The 19,441-nt window shown below is 36.2% G+C and carries 18 protein-coding genes; 6 read left to right on the top strand and 12 right to left on the bottom strand.

The window, feature by feature from the left end:
- Window positions 1-206 precede the first annotated feature (206 nt).
- On the bottom strand, window positions 207-932 hold the full coding sequence (locus HAV12_RS17405; RefSeq protein ID WP_171570779.1) for a DUF4198 domain-containing protein: 726 nt from the start codon (window positions 930-932) through the stop codon (window positions 207-209).
- 199 nt (window positions 933-1,131) lie between these two features.
- On the opposite strand from HAV12_RS17405, the gene HAV12_RS17400 reads away from it, so the two are divergent.
- The gene (locus HAV12_RS17400; RefSeq protein WP_171570778.1) at window positions 1,132-2,292 is read left to right on the top strand and encodes an MFS transporter; all 1,161 of its coding nucleotides are present in this window, start codon (window positions 1,132-1,134) and stop codon (window positions 2,290-2,292) included.
- Between the two features lie 305 nt (window positions 2,293-2,597).
- Here HAV12_RS17400 and HAV12_RS17395 read toward each other — a convergent pair whose 3' ends face one another.
- From HAV12_RS17395 to HAV12_RS17355, 9 genes are all read right to left on the bottom strand, one after another.
- On the bottom strand, window positions 2,598-3,074 hold the full coding sequence (locus HAV12_RS17395; RefSeq protein WP_171570777.1) for a DUF6265 family protein: 477 nt from the start codon (window positions 3,072-3,074) through the stop codon (window positions 2,598-2,600).
- Window positions 3,075-3,328: 254 nt separating this feature from the next.
- Window positions 3,329-5,632, bottom strand: a complete 2,304-nt coding sequence (locus tag HAV12_RS17390; protein WP_171570776.1) for a type IA DNA topoisomerase — start codon at window positions 5,630-5,632, stop codon at window positions 3,329-3,331.
- 321 nt (window positions 5,633-5,953) lie between these two features.
- Window positions 5,954-7,114, bottom strand: a complete 1,161-nt coding sequence (locus tag HAV12_RS17385) for an NAD(P)/FAD-dependent oxidoreductase (protein WP_171570775.1) — start codon at window positions 7,112-7,114, stop codon at window positions 5,954-5,956.
- Between the two features lie 62 nt (window positions 7,115-7,176).
- A complete protein-coding gene (locus HAV12_RS17380) occupies window positions 7,177-7,932 on the bottom strand; it encodes a helix-turn-helix domain-containing protein (RefSeq protein ID WP_132035809.1) in 756 nt (251 codons plus the stop codon).
- Between the two features lie 67 nt (window positions 7,933-7,999).
- On the bottom strand, window positions 8,000-8,467 hold the full coding sequence (locus tag HAV12_RS17375) for a YdcF family protein (RefSeq protein ID WP_240345179.1): 468 nt from the start codon (window positions 8,465-8,467) through the stop codon (window positions 8,000-8,002).
- A 189-nt stretch (window positions 8,468-8,656) separates the two neighbouring features.
- On the bottom strand, window positions 8,657-9,133 hold the full coding sequence (locus HAV12_RS17370; RefSeq protein WP_171570774.1) for a DUF3592 domain-containing protein: 477 nt from the start codon (window positions 9,131-9,133) through the stop codon (window positions 8,657-8,659).
- A gap of 5 nt (window positions 9,134-9,138) precedes the next feature.
- A complete protein-coding gene (locus tag HAV12_RS17365) occupies window positions 9,139-9,333 on the bottom strand; it encodes a PLDc N-terminal domain-containing protein (RefSeq protein ID WP_171570773.1) in 195 nt (64 codons plus the stop codon).
- Between the two features lie 189 nt (window positions 9,334-9,522).
- Window positions 9,523-11,064, bottom strand: a complete 1,542-nt coding sequence (locus HAV12_RS17360) for a T9SS type A sorting domain-containing protein (RefSeq protein WP_171570772.1) — start codon at window positions 11,062-11,064, stop codon at window positions 9,523-9,525.
- 531 nt (window positions 11,065-11,595) lie between these two features.
- The gene (locus HAV12_RS17355) at window positions 11,596-11,799 is read right to left on the bottom strand and encodes a YqaE/Pmp3 family membrane protein (RefSeq protein ID WP_197984813.1); all 204 of its coding nucleotides are present in this window, start codon (window positions 11,797-11,799) and stop codon (window positions 11,596-11,598) included.
- Between the two features lie 321 nt (window positions 11,800-12,120).
- Between HAV12_RS17355 and HAV12_RS17350 the strand changes: the two genes are divergently transcribed.
- The gene (locus HAV12_RS17350) at window positions 12,121-12,912 is read left to right on the top strand and encodes a DUF5995 family protein (RefSeq protein WP_171570771.1); all 792 of its coding nucleotides are present in this window, start codon (window positions 12,121-12,123) and stop codon (window positions 12,910-12,912) included.
- 285 nt (window positions 12,913-13,197) lie between these two features.
- On the opposite strand, the gene HAV12_RS17345 is transcribed toward HAV12_RS17350, so the two are convergent.
- Both HAV12_RS17345 and HAV12_RS17340 read right to left on the bottom strand, forming a co-directional pair.
- Complete coding sequence (locus tag HAV12_RS17345; protein WP_171570770.1) at window positions 13,198-14,892, bottom strand: right-handed parallel beta-helix repeat-containing protein; 1,695 nt, start codon at window positions 14,890-14,892, stop codon at window positions 13,198-13,200.
- Window positions 14,893-15,037: 145 nt separating this feature from the next.
- Complete coding sequence (locus tag HAV12_RS17340) at window positions 15,038-15,757, bottom strand: hypothetical protein (protein ID WP_205423329.1); 720 nt, start codon at window positions 15,755-15,757, stop codon at window positions 15,038-15,040.
- 664 nt (window positions 15,758-16,421) lie between these two features.
- Between HAV12_RS17340 and HAV12_RS17335 the strand changes: the two genes are divergently transcribed.
- The 4 genes from HAV12_RS17335 to prfA all read left to right on the top strand — a co-directional run bounded on the left by HAV12_RS17335 (window position 16,422) and on the right by prfA (window position 19,380).
- Window positions 16,422-16,823 carry a helix-turn-helix domain-containing protein gene (locus HAV12_RS17335; RefSeq protein ID WP_171570768.1) on the top strand — a complete coding sequence of 134 codons (402 nt, stop codon included), beginning with the start codon at window positions 16,422-16,424 and terminating at the stop codon, window positions 16,821-16,823.
- Between the two features lie 521 nt (window positions 16,824-17,344).
- Window positions 17,345-17,533, top strand: a complete 189-nt coding sequence (locus HAV12_RS17330) for a type II toxin-antitoxin system HicA family toxin (protein WP_171570767.1) — start codon at window positions 17,345-17,347, stop codon at window positions 17,531-17,533.
- A gap of 40 nt (window positions 17,534-17,573) precedes the next feature.
- Window positions 17,574-17,984, top strand: a complete 411-nt coding sequence (locus HAV12_RS17325; protein WP_171570766.1) for a type II toxin-antitoxin system HicB family antitoxin — start codon at window positions 17,574-17,576, stop codon at window positions 17,982-17,984.
- Between the two features lie 319 nt (window positions 17,985-18,303).
- Window positions 18,304-19,380 carry a peptide chain release factor 1 gene (gene prfA / locus HAV12_RS17320; protein WP_132035762.1) on the top strand — a complete coding sequence of 359 codons (1,077 nt, stop codon included), beginning with the start codon at window positions 18,304-18,306 and terminating at the stop codon, window positions 19,378-19,380.
- The last annotated feature ends 61 nt before the right edge of the window (window positions 19,381-19,441 follow it).

Raw genomic sequence — 19,441 nt, 5'->3', positions numbered from 1 at the left:
AAATAAAAATAATTTCCGCAAAAGTAACCCTGACTTCAGGTGATTTAAATTTATTTGTCTTAAGGTTGTCTTAAGATTAGCTTAAGAAAGGCTAAATATTACTATTGCTTTTTTGCAACTTAAAGTAAATGAGTCATTTATGAAAAACGGGACCTATTTTTCAATAAGTCCCGTTTTCAGTAAGAGAAATGTCTTTTTTAGAATTTTTACTTAACAGTAATTTGGTAAGTAGCCATTTTCCAGATTTCATCATATTTTTTGCCGTTATGTTCTCCGGCAGATTTATCGGTATGAGCATATTCAACCATGTAATTTCCGGACCAGATTGGAGTAAAAGAAAATAAACCTTTATCGTCTGTCCATAATTCTTTTTCCCAGCCGTTTGGAGCAATTACCTTAATTTTTGTTTCTTTTGCTGAAGCACCATCATACAAAGCAAATCCGGATATTTTTTCGTTCTTTTTGGCTACATCAGCATTTTCAGAGAATAAACCGATTTGGTTTTTATTGGCCGTTGCATAATTTCCGGCAGTTTTGTTTCCAACCACTACAGTTGCACTCGAATTGTAATCTAATTTCATTGTTCCATAAACTTCACCAACTGTATGGTGCATCACAATAGTATAAACACCATCTTCATCGGGTGTGAAAAAGGCCTGATACTTATTGTCAAGGGCTTTTGCAGTTAGTTTTGTTTCCTTTTTTGAAGGGCTGACCAGTATTAAAGAAAAGTCTTTTAAATCAGAAAACCATTTATCTGCTTTGGTAATATCATTTTCAGAGAATTCTCCGAAGTAAACTGAAATTTCCTGAGCCTTTCCTTTTGTTCCGGTCGCTTTAGTTTCAATCCAAAGTGCGTGAGCAAATAGTTGTGGACTTGCCACTAACATAAATAATAAAAAAGCGACTGATTTTAAAGTTTTAGATTTCATAAGATGAAGTTTAAAGTATTAGTAGAATTATTTTTTACAAACTTAAGTCTTATTTAGAATAATTAAAAATAAAATTTCATAAAATGAATTTTTCACTTCACAATTTATTGCTGTGTCCTAATTTTCAAAAAAAACTAAAAGGTGTAGAAGTTACACTTCAAAAGCCTTAATTTTGTGGCCTTAAAATGACATGCTCCTCATGATTTTACCCTTCTTAAAAAAAATACAGCATTCTCCCAAAGGATTCCGTTTGGCCAATACTGTGTTTTTTTTCCTTTCCGGATTTGGATATTCTTCCTGGGTATCGCGAATTCCGCACATAAAAAACCAGCTGCATTTATCTGAAGCTCAGTTTGGAACTGTTTTATTTGCTTTTCCGATTGGTTTAATGCTCACAATGCCTTTTACAGGAAGGTTGTTAAATAAATACAGCAGCCGTTATATTATGTTGTTAGGTGCAATTATGTTTAATATTGTTCTGTCATTACCGGGTTTGGCTGCTTTTGTATGGCAGCTGGTCATTATACTTTTAATCTTTGGCGCGTCTCGTAATATTTTCAATTTGTCTATTAATGCACAATCTTTAGAGGTTCAGAAATTATACACACAATCTATCATAACGCGTTTTCATGCCGTTTGGAGTATAGCCGTTTTTTCGGGCGCAGGTTTAGGGTATGTAATGGTCACGCAGCAAATTGCACCAGCGCATCATTTATTGGGAGTAAGTATTTTTATGATGGGTCTTACAGCCTGTTTTTATCCGTTGAGTATTCATAATGAGCCCGTACCGGTTAAGAAGAAGTTCTTTTCAATGCCGGAAAAAAACCTCATCAAGTTTGCCGTGATTTGTTTTGTTTCTATGGCTTGTGAAAATACGATGTACGACTGGAGTGGCATCTACTTTGAAAATATATTGCATGCTTCTCCAAAGCTAACCAGTGCTGCGTTTGTGTTTTTTGCAACAGCTGTCACTTTAGGGCGGTTGTTCGGAGATTATGGTGTAATGAAATTTGGAACGAAACAAATTCTGTTCTACAGCGGTATTTTTATCACTTTAGGATTTTCCATTTGTTTTATTCTGCCGTACGTCTATACCACTATTTTTGGGTATGTCTTAATCGGAATTGGTGTTTCCTGCGTCGTTCCGTTAGTATTTAGCATTGCGGGCAGATCATCAAAACTAAGCACCGGTTCTGCCTTAACCTCTATTTCTACTATTGGTTATCTTGGTTTTTTACTGGTACCGCCAATGGTGGGATTTATCTCTGAATACTTAAGTATGAAATGGGCCTTTTTAGTAATGGCGCTTTTAGGTATACTGATGATTGTAATGGTCAATAAGATCGGGGAGAAGGAGTAGGTTTATTTAAAGGTACTAAGTTGCTAAGGTTCTGAGGTTCTAAGTTTTATTTCTTTTGTGTGATGGTTGAAGTTTCGATTTTTTAATTGGGTCTGCATTCAGGTTTAAAAAATTACATAGAAGTGCTTCATTTTGGTATTTCTAACGATTGTAGTAATCCCATAAGCCACAAATAAAATAACTTTGCGACTCTGCGACTTTGCGTGATTATAATTTTACTTTTCAATAGCAGTGCGAAATTTTCACGCAAAGTCGCAAAGTTTAAAAAAAGTTTCGCGACTTTGCGTGAAATTCTGATAAGGAAATTACTTCTTCACCATAATAAATCGTTCCGTAGTCAGTTTTCCTTGTAACTTTCCTGTAACTTCAGCTGTTAAAGTATTATTTGCACCTTTGGTGTACGAAATTTTTTGAGGATAATCATGCTGTGGATTTTCGAAAACCAATTTAGTTTCAGTTTCGCTGGTAGAAGGAAAATCAATGGCTTTGTCATTGTTTTGTCCGTTTACTGTAGCGCTGTAAGTCAGTTTTTCTCCTTTTTGAGACAAGACTATCTTTTCGAAATGTAAAGTATCTTTTCCCTTTATAAAATAAGAAGTCGCACTAAAAGTACTATCGTTTACTTTCTGCCAGTTTTCGATCAGCAATCCGTCCGGTGATTTGTTTTCCCAGTTCCCGATCAGCCAGTCCGCTATTTTGATTTTATCTTTTTCAACAGATTCCTTTTTCTGACACGAAACAACGACTGCTAAAAGCATTAAAAGTGTGATTTTTTGAAACATATTTTGTTAGGTTTTTGATGTTAAATGGAAGTACTAAAGTATGAAAAAAAAGTTTGCCACGAATTTCACGAATTTTCACGAATTAATTAATCTGTAATGCTAAAACTGGCCACTCCTAATAGCTATTGGGATAGAAGATTAAAATGATTTTAAAATGCGTTTTGCGCATCAGCTATTAAAAATAATTCGTGAAAATTAGTGCAATTCGTGGCAAAAAAATATATTTTTAATCCTATAATCTGTGGCAAAAAAATCTAAACACTTTCATTCAAAATGGAATACACCAGTTCTTTTGTCGGCTTCTGATCTTTTAGTTTCGCCCGTACGGCATCAAAAGTGACTTTAAAATCACAACCCAGTTTATAATCGCCGCAGCCATAAGCGGTTTTTCCTTTCAGAATTGTTCCTTTTTTGCATTTCGGGCAGGTTAAAGCATCCGATGTGGTTGCTGCTTTTGCTTTTGGAGTCGTCTTTTTATGTTCTAATTTGAGTTTGTAGTTTTCTTCAAAACGGATCAGGCCTTCTACAGTGCCCGCATCGGTTTTAAAACCTTTAATATTGACGGTTGATCCTTTTTGAACCAATCTTAAATACTGGTTTTCCGATATTTTTTTATCGGCAAAAGTATATGGTAAAAGAAAATCACAACCCGCTTTGTAATTGCCGCATCCGTAGGCAGATTTTCCTTTTACCAGCGTGGCTTTTTTACATTTCGGACAGGTTTCTGCCAAAATTCCGGCGGCTTTCTTCTTTTCTGTTTTTACAACTTCTTTCTCAGTCGCTGCTGCGTGCGAAATATTAGCATGTCTCGTTTCACTTCGTACTTCATATACCAAAGCTTCAACCATGCGTTTCATGTTTTTGATAAATGCTGCTGCGGTAAAAGTTCCTTTTTCAATATCTTTCAGTTGCTTTTCCCAGGAGCCCGTCAGTTCAGCCGACTTGATCAATTCATTTTGTATGGTTTCTATAAGCTGGATTCCCGTTGGTGTGGGCAATACCTGTTTTTTGTTTCGAACAATATACTGCCTTTTAAAAAGCGTTTCGATAATATTTGCCCGTGTTGACGGACGGCCGATACCGTTTTCTTTCATCAGCTCGCGCAAATCTTCGTCATCTACCTGTTTTCCGGCAGTTTCCATAGCACGTAGTAAAGTCGCTTCGGTAAACTGATTGGGTGGTTTCGTTTCTTTCTCTAAAAACGAAGGTTCATGCGGCCCTTTTTCACCAACAACGAAACTCGGTAACAAATCGGCTTCTTTTTCTTTGGCGTTTGGGTCTTCAAAAACAATTCTCCACCCTTTCTTTAAGATTTCCTTTCCGGTAGTCTTAAACATAACGTCAGCTGCTTTTCCAATTACGGTTGTATTGGCAACCAGGCAATCATCATAAAAAACGGCAATAAAGCGTTTGGTGATAATATCATAAACCTGCTGCTGATTGTATTGCAGATTGCTTTGTACCCCTGTTGGAATAATCGCATGGTGATCGGTCACCTTTTTATCGTTAAAAACCTTAGGCGATTTTTTGATCTTTTTTTCTAAAATGGGCTGCGTTAAAACAGCATAATCCGTTAGTTTTTGCAAAATGCCCTGTACTTTCGGATAAATATCGTTGGGTAAAAAAGTAGTATCCACTCTGGGGTAGGTAATTACTTTTTGTTCGTACAAAGTTTGGGCAATTTTAAGCGTTTCATCTGCCGAAAATCCAAATTTTGTATTGCAGAATACCTGTAATCCCGTCAGGTCAAACAGCTTCGGAGCAAATTCATTCCCGTTCTTTTTTTCGACAGAGACAATTTCAAATTCACTTTCTTTGACTTTATTCGCCAGAAGTTCTCCGTCTTCTTTTTTCAAAAAGCGGCCTTCCTCATAGCTAAAAAGCGTTTCCCTGTATAAGGTTTGCAATTCCCAATAGGGTTGTGGTTTAAAGTTTTCAATTTCCTTAAACCGGTCTACCACCATGGCCAGTGTTGGCGTTTGTACGCGGCCAATAGACAGTACCTGTTTGTAACCGCCATGTTTTACGGTATACAAACGTGTGGCATTCATTCCCAATAACCAGTCGCCAATAGCTCTGGAAAAACCGGCGTAGAATAAATTATCGTAATTAGCGGAGGGTTTTAAGTTTTCAAAACCTTCTTTTATGGCTTCTGTAGTCAGGGACGAAATCCATAAGCGCTGCACTTCGCCTTTGTAATGTGCTTCGTTCATCACCCAACGCTGGATGAGTTCTCCTTCCTGTCCGGCATCCCCGCAGTTTATGACTACTTCGGCTTTGTCAAACAGACTTTTTATAATTTTAAATTGCTTTTCGATTCCTGCATTCTGTACCACTTTGGTTTCGAATTTTTCAGGAAGCATCGGCAGGTTGTTCAGATCCCAGCTTTTCCAGTGTGGTTTGTAATCGTTGGGTTCTTTTAAGGTGCACAAATGTCCAAAGGTATAGGTCACGGCATAACCGTTGCCTTCGTAATAACCATCGTGCTTGGTATTGGCGCCCAAAACAGATGCGATTTCACGTGCTACACTTGGTTTCTCAGCAATACAGACCTTCATTTTCTCTTTCTTATTTGAGAGCGAAATTAAGGATTTAGAAATTGGTATTGAAATTATGGAGGTACAAAGGTGCAAAGAGACTGGGTTATATAGGTAAAGTATATAGGTTCATAGGAGCAAAGAGGCAGAGGTTCAAAGGTTTGTTTTGTTTCGCGAAGAGGTGCGAAGTTTTTTTTTAATCTTTAATCTATAAACTTTGCGCCTTTGCGTGAAAATTTCGCAGTTATATTAAAAAGCTAAAATTAGAATCACACAAAGTCGCGAAGACGCAAAGTTTTTCTCAGAACCTCAGCAACTTAGAGCCTTAGTAACTCAGTAACTCTACTCTCCACCAAAGAAGCCCAACATTGTTTGTAATGCGTCTTTCGAATGCATTTTCTCGCCATTTTCCAGTGATTCCTGTGCTGCTTTTGCTGCTCTTTCACGCATTTTGCTTTCATACGCTGCAATAGCTTCGGGTATGGTTTTATAGTGATCGGAGGTAAGATATTCACTTAGTTCCAAAGCATCGAGCATGGCCATATTAGCGCCTTCACCTGCAAAGGGCGGCATGACATGTGCCGCATCACCAATGATGGTAACATTCGGCAAAGATGCCCAGGTCTGATCTAAAGGGATCGAGTAAATCGGACGTGGGATAAAAGGCACTGAAACATTTTCGAATAATTCGTACCAGATACTGCTCCATTCCGGATATTCTTCTTTAAACCAGTCCAGTATTTGTGTTGGATCAGCATAGTCCAGACCACTTTTTGTGGCCCAGTTTTCATCGGTTTTAAAGCTGGCGTAAAAGCCAAGAGCATCGTCGGCTTTTTGTCCCATCAGGATATTTTTGGTATCGCCAAAGGCCATTATTTTACCGCCTTTAAGTAAGGAATGGATATGAGGTGCTGCTTTTTCAGATTCGTAAATCGTTCCTTCGACCATCGTTATACCGGAATAGAAAGGTTTAATGTCGGTGATGTAAGGACGTATTTTAGAATTAGCACCATCAGAACCAATTACAATATCGGCGTAGACCGGCGTGCCGTTTTTGAAATGCAATAGCCAGCCTTCATTTTGTGGTTCCATCGAAAGAAAATGACTGTCCCATACTACGGTTTCGGGTTGTAAGGATTCCAATAGCATTTTTCGCAGCGTACCACGGTCGATTTCAGGTCTGAAATAGGCATTGCCAAAATCTTGCTCACGGTTCGTGTCGTGGTCACTCAGGTGTATCGTCGCATTTTCGTCCAGAATGAGCGTCTTATCGGCACCCGGCATAAAATTGGCTTTAAATTCTTCAAATAAACCGGCTTTGTGAATCGCTGCCAAACCCGATTCCTCATGCATGTCCAGCGGCGAACCCTGCACTCTCGCATTTTTATTTAAATCTCTTTCATACACTTTTACCGCTACGTTTTGCAATTGTAAAAGTCGGGCTAAGGTAAGTCCGCCCGGACCGCCGCCAACGATGGCAACTTGTTTATTTTCTAGTAACATTCCGTTTCAATTTTAGATTAATTTTATTTCCGTTGGCTTATCAGCCTTATGTCGGAACAAAATTATAGCTCTTTGAGTACGGTTAATAGTATAAATCGGTCATCTTTATTTTTTAATAATTCGCTGGGTACTACGCCCGAAAATTTTTTGATTTCCTTGATGAAATGGGTCTGATCGGTGAAATTGAGTTCCGGAAAAAGCCGGCCTTTTGCAATATGCTCCAGGGATGCCTTGAAGCGTAAAATTTTGCAGAATGCATTTAGCGAAAGTCCGAATTGTTTATTGAAATAGCGGTTGATCTGCCTGCTGCTCCAGTCTATTCGTTCTGACAGCTCCTGTACTTTTATTTCGCCGTTTGAAGTATAAATCAGATCGAAAAGCTGACGTTTTCTTTCGTCGATTTCTTTAGGCAAAAGGGCGTTTAGTTTGAGCAGTATTTTTTCATGAAAAGCATCAAAATCTTTTAAATCATCAACAGTGATGCCCCAAAAATCCTGCGGTAAATATTTGGCGCTGTTTAAAAGTCCGGCAATAGAAGTATTTAAAAGATATTCGACACCCAGCGGTTTAAAACTGACTTTGAAAGCCAGTGTGTGTGGCGGAATATTCTGTTGTTCCGGAACTGTTTCCAGACCAATAAGTGCAATTTGAAAAGGTGCTGCTTCAGATTCTAAAAAAAATAAATCAACCCTTCCATCGGGCATCAGAATGACTTCTTTTGCTTTATCGGATTGGTTATGAATCATTCCAATGTTTTCTACAAAGTCAGCTAGTGGCTTTTCCGGCAGGATAAATTTGTAATAGAAGTCGTTGTTCATTTCAAATAGGGTTTAGCTACTACGGTACGAAGTCGCTAAGTTATTTAATATTTGGAAGGTTTTATTTTTATTGTGTATAATAACCCGCAAATTCCCGTAGTAGGGAATAAATATCGTTAAACTCAAAATAATCAGGACTTACACTACTGACATTCTGAAAGCCGCGCTCTTTAAATAACATTTTTGTTCGTGTGACATGAAAATATTGGGATACCACAAGTACACTTTCAAAATGAAGGCTGTCTTTCAATCTCATTGTATTGTCTACAGTTGCCCGTGTATTATTGCCCAGATTGTCTACAATTATTACAGAATCGGGAACTTTATTGGCAATTAAATATTCTTTCATTTTGTCGCCTTCATAATACCCTTCTTTACCGAAACCGCCACTTACTATTATTTTTTTTATGCGGTGGTTTTGGTATAAACGAAGCCCGCATTCCAGGCGTTTTTCCAGACGTTCCGACAGTGTTCCGTCTTCATTTACCTTGTTCCCAAGAATAACCGCAATATCTGCTTTTTCCCCCGTTGTCACTCAAACCATCAATGGTAATATAAAGGACGTGTCCAAAGAACCATAACAGGAATAGGGTGAGGAGTACTTTAAATATTGACTTCCGGTTTTTCATAAAATGAGTTAGAATGTTTTGCGTATTGGAATGAAGAAAAGTATGTTTTTTACGAAAGGAAAGTAGTAAGATTATACTTTTTTTAATTTAGCTAGCTAAAATATATCATTATATCCTAGCAAATTTCCAATTGAAATACTACAAAAAACAAAACCTACAATGATCAGGATTATCAAGCCAAAATAATTAGAATTGTTTTTTAGAACAAATTTTTCGGGATCTTTTGGATCGTAGATTACTTTGATAGTTTTATTTATGTTTTTCTGGTAAGACTGAAATTTGTCTAAATCTGACGATGTATGTAATAATGGTTTTCCCTTAAAATTTTTCCCTTCAGAAATTTGAAACTCAATAATTGGCGTTTTATAGCCTTCATTATCTGATTCATAGGATACAATTTTTCCATGATTTTCGACTCCATTTTTGGTAATATGAATTAAAGATAAAACACTATAAATTGCATAAAACAATGCTAGTGTTCCGAACATTAAGAAACAAATTACAGGTTTGTAAAACATGAAGAAAACAAAAGTGATGACGAAAATTATACTATATTCTTTATTTAAGTTCATTATAATTATTTCTTTTTAATAGGAGCGAGCAGCAAGTAGAAAATCCAGGCAAACCAGGATATAAAAACCACAGCCAATATCCATGCGAATTTTTCGTTTCCGGTAGTTTTTCGGGAGAATAGAATACTAAATATCGGTAAAAGCCATACAAATGCTATTATACCTAAGAAGAGTAATAAACTAAAACCTGAATCATTCATTTTATGTTGTTTTAGGAAATAAAGTTAAAAATAAATCTATATAATTTTTTAGTTAATTGAAAACGATAAGATTCAGGAGATATCCTAAATGTGATTGCTTCGTTCCTCGTAAAGACTTTATTAGCGGTTTTTTTTGGGTTTGCATAACTGATTTAATTGTTAGACTTCGCACAGCTATGGAAGTTTTTTCTAATTCTTCAAAAACTTCTCGGTGTATTTTTCCGTACCCGTATAAGCTTCCAGTATATATAACCCCTGAGGAAGCGATTCGATGTTAATCTGATGTATAGTATTGCTGCTTCCCTTTACATTTTCTTCTTTGACAATTTTACCCGTCACGTCTGTAATTTTTATAGCGGTTACAGGATTTGTGGTTTGCAGTTGAAGGCTTTCATGCGCCGGATTGGGATATAATTTTACGATTGATTTCGTATTGTCGTTTAGCCCTAAAATAACCGGAGCGAGTTTAACCGTCCAAAAATCAAAATTTCCATTGTTTCCTATCACATCTCCGTCGGTTGAATTGGTGATGCCCGTCATAATATAACCTCCGTCAGACGTTTGCTGATTGCTGTAAACCGTCTCATGGGAAGATCCTCCGAGGCACTTCTGCCACTGAATGTTTCCTGTTACATCTAATTTAACGATCCAGACGTCGGTATTCCCATGTTTTCCGCTCACATCTCCGTCATTAGAATTAGTGTCTCCGGCTACAATATAACCCCCATCGCTGGTTTGCTGAATGCTGGACGGGTCTTCACTCGCAGTTCCTCCCAGACACTTCTGCCATTGTATCGTACCGGTGGCGTTTAGCTTAACGACCCACGCATCATTTGTTTTAATGTTATCAATAATGTCGTGATTTCCGACCACATCTCCGTTTGTCGAACCTGTATTTCCGGTTAGAATATAACCACCGTCGGTAGTTTGCTGAATGCTTGTGGGGAAATCTTCATCGGTTCCGCCCAGGCATTTTTTCCAGGTAATGGTGCCTGTTCCGTCTAATTTGACGATCCAGAAATCTAACCCCAAACTATGATTTCCGCTTACATCTCCATTGTTGGAAGTAGTACCTCCGGCCATAATATAACCACCGTCAGCGGTCTGTATAATTTTCTCGGCAAAATCGTCACGGGTTCCGCCCAGAGATTTCTGCCATACAATCGTGCCTGTTGCATCTATTTTTACGATCCAGATATCGGCCTCTCCGTGATTTCCGCTCACATCTCCGTTATTAGAATACGCATAGCCCACCATAATATAACCTCCGTCTGAAGTTTGACGAATGCTTTCGGCCTTATCATAAGACGTTCCGCCATAGGTTTTCTGCCACGCAATCGTTCCCGCAGCGTCCAGTTTTACGATCCAGTAATCGGCACCTCCATGATTTCCGCTCACATCGCCGTCGTTTGAAGTGGTGCTTCCGGCTATCATATAACCACCATCGGCAGTTTGCTGAATACTTCTGGCAAAATCGTTACCCGTTCCGCCATATTTTTTTTCCCATTCAATCGTTCCTGAGGCGTTTAGTTTGACGATATAGGCCTCTTCGTTTCGATTTCCGATACTTGAATGACTATATCCGGCTACAATATAACCTCCATCGTTGGTTTGTTGTATGCAGCGGCCTTCTTCAAATTGAGGGCCTCCGAGCGGTTTTTGCCATTGAATGGACTGCGCCTGAGTGATGATAATACTAAAAAGAGCGAGTAAGAGTAGTGTTTTTTTCATTGACAACAGTTTCTGTAACCCCTAAAGGCCTGGTTGAGTTTGTAAACAAATATATAGGAAAAAGTTTAATAATGAAGCAGATTTTGTCTTTAGAAATTACCTTTTCTTATTGAAAATCCTTTGTCTTTGTTTAAAGTCCGGATTGTTGTAGTTAAAGAAATAAAAAAATTTTTTACAACACTTCTGTTGAAATACTTCTGTTGAAAAATAAAACTACAACAAATTAAGTTCAACAACCAATGCTGTGCGAAGTCTCCTGACTTCGTACCCGTTGCTATATTCCGTTTAGAATAGTTTTACTTTTCTTCGGAAAGCATGGAGTCTTCTACAATCTAAAGTTTCTATAAGTATTAAAATAAAAAAATAACAAGATAATTGCTTCAAAAAAACATCCGCTGTGCGAAGTCTCCTGACTTCGTACCCGTTGCTATATTCCGTTTGCAATGATTTTAATTTTCTTTGTGGCTTATTGGAGTGTGTACGAAGTCGGGAGACTTCGCACAGCAGTGAGATGGAGATGTTCTTTGTTTTTCAAGATTTGGTTTTTATCGCTCTTATTAGTTGCTTATTACGTTGATCAGCTCTTGAATTTTGTAAAGAAATTACGGCCCAAATTGCTGCAGGAATCCAGCCAATTAAAGTTATTTGCAAGATTAGACAAATAATTGAAGTTACTATTTTTCCTCTCAAAAAGAAAGAAACACATGGAAAGAAAATTGCAATTAATGTCATCATTTTTTGTTTTCTGTAAATATAAAAAAAATGCATGATTTTTTGCAGGGCTAGTTTTCAGAATCCAATTGCGGTTTTAGAAGGTTCAATAGCCTGCTGTTCGAAGTCTCCCGACTTCGTACCCCGCCGCTATATTCCGTTTAGAATTGTTTTAATTCTCTTTATTAAGAAAGAACGCTTCAGACAGTTTGGAGTCTCCTCTCCTCTAAAGTTTCTATAAGCGTTAAAATAAAAAAATAACAAGATAATTGCTTCAAAAAATACTCATCAAAAGATTAAAATAATTATATTCGTTCTTCGTAATTTAACTATAAACCACTATAAATGAGTATGAAACAAGCAGCTACTATAGACGAAGTAATTCAGTTACTGGATGAAATAATAGAAAAATCAAAACTAGAGCAAAGCGCTATAGGTTTGTTTGCGATTTTATACCGTGAAGTTACTGTAAAAGTGAAAGAAGGTATTCGCGATGGTTCTTTTCAGAATGGTGAACGAATGGAAAAACTGGATGTCATTTTTGCCAATCGGTATTTAAAAGCGTATTATCAATATCAGGCTAAAGAAAAACCATCTGAATGTTGGGGATTTGCTTTTGAACAGGCAGATAAATTTTGGCCCATAGTACTGCAGCATTTACTATTGGGAATTAATGCACATGTGAATCTTGATTTAGGAATCGCTTCAGCCCAAGTCAGTACAATAGAAAATATCGGGGACTTGAAATCTGATTTCGATCAGATAAACGCTATTCTTAGCAATTTGGTAGGTGGTGTCGAAAAATGTTTAATCAAAATTTGGCCAACGCTCACCATGATACTAAAATGGACAGGCAAAATGGACACCTTCTTTATTGATTTTAGCATGCAAACCGCAAGAGATGGCGCCTGGAAATTTGCCAACGAATTTGTGGTCGTTCCGGAAAATCAAATAGAAGCCTGTATACAGCTAAGAGATCAACGAATCACAGAAATTGCCCGACTAGTGTCAAACCCCGGATATTTTGTGAGTGCCGTTTTCAAGTTCATTCGCTTATTCGAAAGAGGAACTGTCGCTCAAAAAATAATGGATATGCAGATCATGGAAGAAAACAATATGGAATGTGTGGTTACCTAATTTCAAAATATAGCTTTGTCTATTAGGTGTTTTATGCTCAAATCCGTTGCAAAGTATTTTGCAGTGCGAAGTCTCCCGACTTCGTACCCGTTGCTATATTCCGTATATAATAGTTTTGCTTTTCTTTGTGGATTATTGGAGTTGGTACGAAGTCGGGAGACTTCTCACAACGATTGGTTTAAATATAATTTCTAAGAAAAATAACGCTTTACTAAAAGTAAAGAACATTCGCGCAGCGGTCACAAGACAGTCTGCGCGATCTGATCTTTAAATTAAAAGCAATTTTTATTCTACTATAATTTTAAAAGCTTTTCCATTAAAAGTTTTGAGTAGATATATTCCTTTAGGTAGATTCGTTATATTAACCTCGGCTTTACCATTTTCTATTTTTACCATTTTTACCTGTTTTCCTGAGATGTCATAAAGTACTGCAATCCCATCTGTAGCAGAGTTTTCGATCGTGAAAATACCACCTTTTACAGGATTTGGATACGCTATAAAAGTTGGTTTGGCTGTATCTTCAATACCCAGTGAACCGTTAAAAAATTCATAAGCACCCAAATCAATAACTGTTTCGTTAATTCGAGTCTTTCCCGACAGGTCTAAAGTACCATAAATTGAAGAATCGTATAATGAATTATTACCTTTATTTATCGCAATTCCTCCTTCAGGAAGTGTATAGTCTTCAGTAGAAGGATTTTTGAAAATTTGAGTATCATTAATTCCCGTTGCATCAAGGTTACCATTAGTACTATCTGTTTTTCCTAAAATTATTGAATTTTTTGAAGTATAAGTAGAACTATGATCGATGTTTATGTCAGTCCACACAATACAATTTGTAAAATTCACACTTCCACTGTCCAGAGTGATCGCATCTTCACCGGCATTAACAAAAGTACTGTTGATGATATTAAGTGTGTTGTCAGCAGTACTGTAAATTTCGTTAGCCTTTGTTTTAGCCGAATTATTAGCAAAAATGCTGTTTACAATAAGTACATTACAATAATTATTACTCACTATAGCACCGCCATGACGTGAAGCACTGTTTTTTACAAAACTGCAATTATAGATTTTTATCGTGCTGATCCAGGCGTTAAAAATCGCCCCTCCACCATTATTTCCACTGCTTCCGTAAGAAGAAATATTATTAGAAAAATTGCAATTGGTAAAGGTAACTGTTGATCTTTCATTGTAGACAGCACCACCATCTTCACCTTTGTTTTCTGTAAAATTGCAATTGGTTATCTCAACTACAGATTTTTCGTTTTTGATTGCACTGGTTAAGGACATGTTTTTTTCAAAAGTACAATCTGCTATTAAAGCTGAATTTGAATCATTGTAAATAGTATTACTTTTATGATTAATGAAAGTACAGTTTTTAATTTTTGGATAACCGCTAAAACTATAAATTGCACCTCCTGACGATGCTTTATTATCTTTGAAAATACAATTTGATATCGTAAGAGAAGAGCTACGATTACTAATTGCACCACCAAATCCCGGTGTACCACTTGTGTTATAGTCTGTAAATCCGTCGATCATCGTGAAACCATCCAAAACGGAGACCTCGGTTAATCCCTCTGTTTTAATAATGGTGTTCGAAAGGCCTTTTAAAATGGTGATGTTAGTTTTCAGATCACGTTGCTGAATATCATTTTCGGTTCCTGTAAAACCGCCATAAATTTTGATATCTCTTTTTAAAAGAAAAGTTTTGCCGTACATTGGAGTATAAGTTCCTGCTGCTACCCAAATCTGAAGAATTGCAGAATTGGTACTTTCTACTGCAGTTCTTAATTCTCCCAGTGCATTACTCCACGAAGAGCCATCGCCGGTGCCCCCTGTTTTTACATACAAAATACCTTTTGCATCGGGAGTTGGACCTGCAACAACTTTAATTGTTTTTGCATTTAGAATGTTTCCGCTAAAAAAGACAAATAAGAATAAGAAAGAATAAAATAGAAGAGGTAATTTTTTTAGCATAAATGTTTTTGGATTAATTAATAGTAAACTTCTTCAAATATATATATAATTAAACAGATAAAATGAAAACAAATTAGTTTGTTTTGAATATTTTGAAAGACTACTTATGGCTTTAATGCACCCGAAAGAAACAAGACAGTTTTGTTTATTCTATTAAATTTACATCATTACAACTTTCATAAGAATTGTAAGTTGGTCTTGCAAAATCTAAATTGCGGATTTTAGAATTTCTTATCAAAAAAGTTCTGCTAAACTCCTCCTTCATGGCCTTCTTTTTTGATCTCAGAAAACCATATAGGTTTCCGTAAACTTTCTTCATTTGACTGTCTTTGCATTTTAATTCTAGAATTTCTTTGGCTTTTAAATTTCCTCTGATACAAAAAATAATTTCTACTAAGTATTTATTTCGGCTTTCTCTTTTTATTTTTCCAACGGCCAAAACATCATTCGTCTGAATTAATTTGTCACTCTCTTTACTAAGTAATTCCCCATTTTTGTTGAATGTATAATTGTAAAATTCATGTGTTTTTATTGTTATTTCATTCCTATCATTGAAATCAAAATTAGTAGAACACCAAGTCATGTGGCTTACAGAATAACTTAAAGCGCACACGTTTTGAATTAAATCCCCAAGGTTAAGACGCTTTATGAGTTTATCCTTTTCATAAAAAGTCATAATCTCAAATCTTTTATAACCAAATGCTCCGGAATAATCATCAACGATAACAATGTTTTGTCCGTCATTTGAAATGACGGCGGTTTTAGATTCTATGAATAAACTGTCATTTTTTATTGTATACAGTTTTTGTTTTGTTTGCGTGTCGTATAAACCCCAATAATATCTATCAGGATAGGAATAGGACATTGTATAATAGGTTTTTGTCTTGCTATTATAAATGGAGTCTGTATAAATTTTATTATCCGAAAATAGAGTGTCAGAAGGTTTTAACTCATATCTGGAATTTAGACTTTTAAAAGAATATCTAGTCCTCGGTTGATCAGCAAACGTTTTTTGCAAAAAAAGTAACGTAAGTATAAAAAAGAATGTTCTCATTTGAAGTTTTCTTTCAAAAGTTATTATTCCCAAAAGTAATATATCCGGTTGCAAATGTCTTTGACTTTGCGGCATTTTATTAGAATACTTCGGGAGCGGAAAGATATTCTATAACCGAAACCATCTAAAAGCCTAACATTTTATAATATTGTTGTAATTCGATTGCTCTGGTTTTTACGATTTCTTTTTTCTTGTCTTCGGCAACGGCATACCCCCTGTCTTGCCCTCAAATAGGTTTACACAAAAGTACAAACCTATTTGAGAACAAGACATTTACTGCGTTATTTTGATTACGTTCACGAGCGGGCTTCTAAAAAGATCAGATAGAATAAAAAATAAGCAGATGTAGTAAATTATGTACGAAAAAATGTACTTTTGTTGACTCCCTAACAAGCAATGGAATAGTATCGCACCAAAACAATCTTGTTTTTGGGCGGGTATTATTTTTTAAAAGAATTTTAAATATCTTTGAATTATGAGTACAGCAACAAAACCAAATCACATAGGGCGAAAAATCAGCCGTATTCGTGAACTGAAAGACATGAAACAGGAAGCCTTAGCGCAGGCTTTAGGAACCAACCAACAGGCCGTTTCTATTATGGAAAACAGCGAGACTATTGAGGAAGAAAAATTAGTGGAAGTAGCAAAGGCTCTGGGTGTAACTGTAGAGGCTATTAAAAACTTTTCGGAAGAAGGGGTGTTTAATTATTTCAACACTTTTAATGAAACTGTTTCTGGTAGTAATTTTGGTCCGCAAAGTACTTGTAATTTTAATCCTTTAGATAAAGTGATTGAATTGTATGAACGTCTGATTCAGGCTGAAAAAGAATTGGTTCAGGCCGAAAGAGAAAAGGTGGAATTACTGAAAGGAAAATAATACTCGAAAAAGTCTTTTATAAAAAATGTGCAAATGTCTGTTTTGACTTTTGCACATTTTTTTTTTTGCTTTTTTAATCTGCTGTGCGAAGTCTCCCGACCCCGCTGTGCGAAGTCTCCCGACTTCGTACCCGTTGCTATATTCCGTATAGAATATTTTTTACTTTCTTTGTGGCTTATTGGAGTCGGTACGAAGTCGGGAGACTTCGCACAGCTATTGTGACTTTTTAGAAGGAACACTTCGGAGAGCTGGTGGATTCAACTAAAATATTTATAAAAAACAAACATCGTCTTTAATTTAAATTAATCACCAAGTAAAAACACCTGATTTTTTTACTAAAGTAAATCTCCTAATTTAATGATTTTAAGGAAAAACATAAATGCCTTAATAAATTCATATATAACAATTTTGTTATATAACAAAATTGTTATATATTTGTATGATCTTAAAATTAATTAAATCCCTAAAACCAAAAAATATGAGAAAAGACAGATCTATTTTATTAATTTAAATTAAAGCAAATGGCTTCAGTAAATGAGTTGTTGAAACTTCTCAAAAAAGATGGTTGGGTTCTTTATAAAAACGGTGCAAACCATGATTTGTATCGACATGCGACGAAAAAGAATCAGCTTACGATTCCGAGACATGGCAGTAAAGAAATGGCAAATGGTACTTTAAATAGTATTTTAAAAGCAGCAGGACTTAAATAAATAGTTCTGCAGCTTTTTTAAATGTAAATTTTTAAATTATATGAATTCAAAAAACAATGTGATTTCTGTTGTTATTGAAAAAACTTCTACAGGTTTTTCAGCTTATGCAAAAGAAATTGATGGTTTAGCTACAGTTGGAAGTAGTATAACCGAAATAAAAGAAAATTTTAACGAAGTCCTTCAATATCATGTAGAATATCTACAGGAACAAGGAGAAAATGTTACAATAACTGGTTTTGATATTAGTTATCAAATAGATTTAGAACAGGTTTTTGATTATTTTAGTGTAATTAACAAATCAGCTTTTGCAGAACATTATGCAGAAATGAATCAAAGCTTATTCCGACAATATACAAAAGGCTTAACCAATTTATCAAGCGACAAGATGTTACAAATTTCTAAAGGATTACATAAATTAGCTGATGAATTAAGTGATTTGACTTTGGTTTAAATTATTAATTTGATTTTTTATAAAACCCCTCAAAGAGGGGTTTTATTTTAAGATAGATTTATATTCCAAGAAACCAAATTTTTCTTATAAAATCAAAATCCCTAGCCCTGATAGCAGCGGCATCCTTTTTAGGCAAACCAAAACAGCTAAAATTCAACCGTAAACCTTCTGCCTAAAAAGATATAGCGAATAGCAGGAAACAGCTCCTTAAAACCATCCTGATTCCACTAAATTTCAACCCTAAAAAACTCAAAAAGTTAATGATAGAATTTTAAACAAAAATTTCGTAAATTTGCACTCCAATAAAAGGAATTAGAAAATGTTAGATAGACTTCAAATAGTAAAACAACGTTTTGACGAGATTTCGGACTTAATTATCCAGCCGGATGTTATTTCGGATCAGAAACGTTATGTACAATTGAATCAAGAGTACAAAAACCTGAAAGCATTGGCTGAAAAGCGTGATGAATACGTGCTTTTGATGGCTAATATAGACGAGGCAAACGAAATTATTGCAGACGGAAGTGATGCAGACATGACCGAAATGGCCAAAATGCAGCTGGATGAAGCAAAAGAAAGATTGCCGGAACTTGAGGAAGAAATCAAGTTTATGCTGATCCCAAAAGATCCTGAAGATGCCAAAAACGTCATGGTCGAGATCCGCGCCGGAACGGGTGGGGATGAAGCCAGTATTTTTGCTGGAGATCTTTTCAGAATGTATACCAAATATTGCGAAAACCAGGGTTGGAGAACTTCGGTAGTAGATATGAACGAAGGAACTTCGGGAGGTTTCAAAGAGGTCATCTTTGAAGTTTCAGGTGAAGATGTATACGGAACTTTGAAGTTTGAAGCAGGAGTACACCGTGTACAGCGTGTACCTCAGACCGAAACTCAGGGTCGTGTGCATACCTCGGCAGCGACGGTAATGGTTTTACCGGAAGCGGAAGAGTTTGACGTACAAATTGATATGAACGATGTTCGTGTAGATTTCTTCTGTTCGTCAGGACCTGGAGGACAATCGGTAAATACAACGAAATCTGCGGTACGTTTAACGCACATTCCTACGGGATTGGTGGCGCAATGTCAGGATCAGAAATCACAGCATAAAAACAAAGATAAAGCACTGAACGTTTTACGTTCCCGTTTATACGAACAGGAATTGGCCAAGAAAGAAGCCGAAGATGCTACCAAACGTACATCACAGGTAAGCTCCGGTGACCGTTCGGCTAAGATTCGTACCTACAATTACGCTCAGGGTCGTGTAACCGATCACAGAGTGGGTTTAACACTTTACGATCTTGGAAACATCATGAACGGTGATATCCACAAAATTGTTTCCGAATTACAATTGGTAAACAATATGGAGAAACTGAAGGAAGCGTCAGAAGTTTTCTAACGAAAAAAGGTTCAAAGCTACAGAGGTACAAAGTCCTGAAATACTTTGACTGCCACTAATA

Source organism: Flavobacterium sp. CLA17 (assembly GCF_013112255.2).
GTDB classification, from domain to species: domain Bacteria; phylum Bacteroidota; class Bacteroidia; order Flavobacteriales; family Flavobacteriaceae; genus Flavobacterium; species Flavobacterium circumlabens.
The sequence above is the reverse complement of the archived record's forward strand: the minus strand, read 5'-3'. Positions and strand labels throughout refer to the sequence as shown.

Excerpts from the sequence above, each read along its gene's own strand:
- HAV12_RS17405 (WP_171570779.1), bottom strand. The coding sequence starts at position 932 with ATGAAATCTAAAACTTTAAAATCAGTCGCTTTTTTATTATTTATGTTA.
- HAV12_RS17400 (WP_171570778.1), top strand. The coding sequence starts at position 1,132 with ATGATTTTACCCTTCTTAAAAAAAATACAGCATTCTCCCAAAGGATTC.
- HAV12_RS17395 (WP_171570777.1), bottom strand. The coding sequence starts at position 3,074 with ATGTTTCAAAAAATCACACTTTTAATGCTTTTAGCAGTCGTTGTTTCG.
- HAV12_RS17390 (WP_171570776.1), bottom strand. The coding sequence starts at position 5,632 with ATGAAGGTCTGTATTGCTGAGAAACCAAGTGTAGCACGTGAAATCGCA.
- HAV12_RS17385 (WP_171570775.1), bottom strand. The coding sequence starts at position 7,114 with ATGTTACTAGAAAATAAACAAGTTGCCATCGTTGGCGGCGGTCCGGGC.
- HAV12_RS17380 (WP_132035809.1), bottom strand. The coding sequence starts at position 7,932 with ATGAACAACGACTTCTATTACAAATTTATCCTGCCGGAAAAGCCACTA.
- HAV12_RS17370 (WP_171570774.1), bottom strand. The coding sequence starts at position 9,133 with ATGAACTTAAATAAAGAATATAGTATAATTTTCGTCATCACTTTTGTT.
- HAV12_RS17365 (WP_171570773.1), bottom strand. The coding sequence starts at position 9,333 with ATGAATGATTCAGGTTTTAGTTTATTACTCTTCTTAGGTATAATAGCA.
- HAV12_RS17360 (WP_171570772.1), bottom strand. The coding sequence starts at position 11,064 with ATGAAAAAAACACTACTCTTACTCGCTCTTTTTAGTATTATCATCACT.
- HAV12_RS17355 (WP_197984813.1), bottom strand. The coding sequence starts at position 11,799 with ATGATGACATTAATTGCAATTTTCTTTCCATGTGTTTCTTTCTTTTTG.
- HAV12_RS17350 (WP_171570771.1), top strand. The coding sequence starts at position 12,121 with ATGAGTATGAAACAAGCAGCTACTATAGACGAAGTAATTCAGTTACTG.
- HAV12_RS17345 (WP_171570770.1), bottom strand. The coding sequence starts at position 14,892 with ATGCTAAAAAAATTACCTCTTCTATTTTATTCTTTCTTATTCTTATTT.
- HAV12_RS17340 (WP_205423329.1), bottom strand. The coding sequence starts at position 15,757 with ATGTCCTATTCCTATCCTGATAGATATTATTGGGGTTTATACGACACG.
- HAV12_RS17335 (WP_171570768.1), top strand. The coding sequence starts at position 16,422 with ATGAGTACAGCAACAAAACCAAATCACATAGGGCGAAAAATCAGCCGT.
- HAV12_RS17330 (WP_171570767.1), top strand. The coding sequence starts at position 17,345 with ATGGCTTCAGTAAATGAGTTGTTGAAACTTCTCAAAAAAGATGGTTGG.
- HAV12_RS17325 (WP_171570766.1), top strand. The coding sequence starts at position 17,574 with ATGAATTCAAAAAACAATGTGATTTCTGTTGTTATTGAAAAAACTTCT.
- prfA (WP_132035762.1), top strand. The coding sequence starts at position 18,304 with ATGTTAGATAGACTTCAAATAGTAAAACAACGTTTTGACGAGATTTCG.